The following is a 1586-nucleotide window of genomic DNA, read 5'->3' on the forward strand; positions in this document are numbered from 1 at the left end:
TGGTACTGTCAACTTAATTGTGTAAATTTTTTATAGAGGGGCAAATTAGGACGTACCTTCCCTATTTTCGTTGTTCTCCAGCTCATCTCCATCTTCAGAGAGATAAATGCAAGGAGCAGATAACAGGCATTCTCTCCGGCTACAATCTCCATTGGTTTTGTCCTTCGTTTAAACTCCTTATTCAGCCTTTCTATTATATTGGTGGTACGTAACGATATCCATTCTTCTTCAGGGAAAGAGAAGAAGATCAGACAGGCATCAAGGGAATTGGATAAGGATTTCACCGCCGAGGGAACCTCTTTTTCCCATTTCTCTCGAAAGGATACCGCAAATTCATCGGCCTTCTTTTTGGACGAGGCATAGAAGATGGAGCGGAGATCATCAGCTACTGCCTGTTTTAGTTTCTGTGGAACCTTTGCAATAACGTTTCTCGCAACATGTACCTGACAGCGCTGCATCTTTGCATGAGGGAACTCTTCTTCAAATACCTTCTCCAATCCGGTAAGACCATCCATGATACCCAAGGTTACCATTGATCCATCGAGTCCCCGTTTTTTTAAGTCCTTGAATGCCCCCCTCCAGGCAGCAGCAGATTCCTTATCACCGCTTTGGAGGAGGAGAACAAGCTTTGTCTTATCCTTTCGCACCCCTATGATAACGAGTACAGAAACCGGCTCAATACTGTTCCCTGTCCGCATACGGAAGTTTACCCCGTCAACAAAGAGGTACTCGATCTGTTCATGGGAGAGGTCGCGGGTGCGCCATCTTTCTATGGCTTGCTTCATCTCTGTGCTGGCGTTACTTACTTCAGTGGGAGACAGGGATCTACCGATAAGCTTTTTACTCAAGAGAGAAAGGGTTCTCGTACTGATACCGGTAAGATACATGGCGGCAATGTCTTCGGTGATCCGCTCGTCATACCTTTTACACCGGGGGAGCACCTGGGTATGGAAATCACCATCTCTTTCCCTGGGCACCCGTACCTCTACATCACCAATACCCTTGATACAGAAGGTGCGGGCATACCCGCCGTTACGGTAATCAGTTGCGCCTTCTTTCCTTTTATATTTCTCTCTTCCCACATGATGGGTGAGTTCCTGTTTCATGAGGTTTGTAATAAAAGCTCCCACCTCCTTCTGTATGTTCATGCCAATGTACTCAAGAATCTTTGCCGGGACATTTTTCACTTCCTTGATTAATTCTACTGCCTCTGATACACTCATCTGCAGTTCCATGGATGTTCCTCCTTCCTAAAATAGTGGTTGTGTGCTAACAACCTATTTTATAGGAGGTACATCCTTTTTGTCACTCCTTATGAATTTACACAAGAGAGTTTACACTACCTAAACTATGAGCTATGAACCATGAGCCACTCAGATTTTAATGCCTACTAATCACTATTCACCATTCACTAATCACTGTAGCTAAGGGGGGGGGTACCAATTAATTGAAAAAAACTGATAATTCAAGACCTGACCCTATTGTTTATTTATACAGGGCTGTAACTTAGGAATGATAAAAAATTGTCTTGACGAAGGGATCCACTTTATTTTTATATTTTCTTGATATTAAATATATTTTAAGAG

Annotated in this window: 1 protein-coding gene; it reads right to left on the bottom strand. The window is 43.3% G+C overall.

Translation table 11 applies throughout. The features are described from left to right. Nucleotides 1-8 precede the first annotated feature (8 nt). Nucleotides 9-1235, bottom strand: a complete 1227-nt coding sequence (locus NTU69_03820; protein ID MCX5802655.1) for an IS256 family transposase — start codon at nucleotides 1233-1235, stop codon at nucleotides 9-11. Between the last annotated feature and the right edge of the window lie 351 nt (nucleotides 1236-1586).

The organism is Pseudomonadota bacterium (assembly GCA_026388215.1).
Taxonomy (GTDB): Bacteria; Desulfobacterota; Syntrophorhabdia; order Syntrophorhabdales; family Syntrophorhabdaceae; genus JAPLKF01.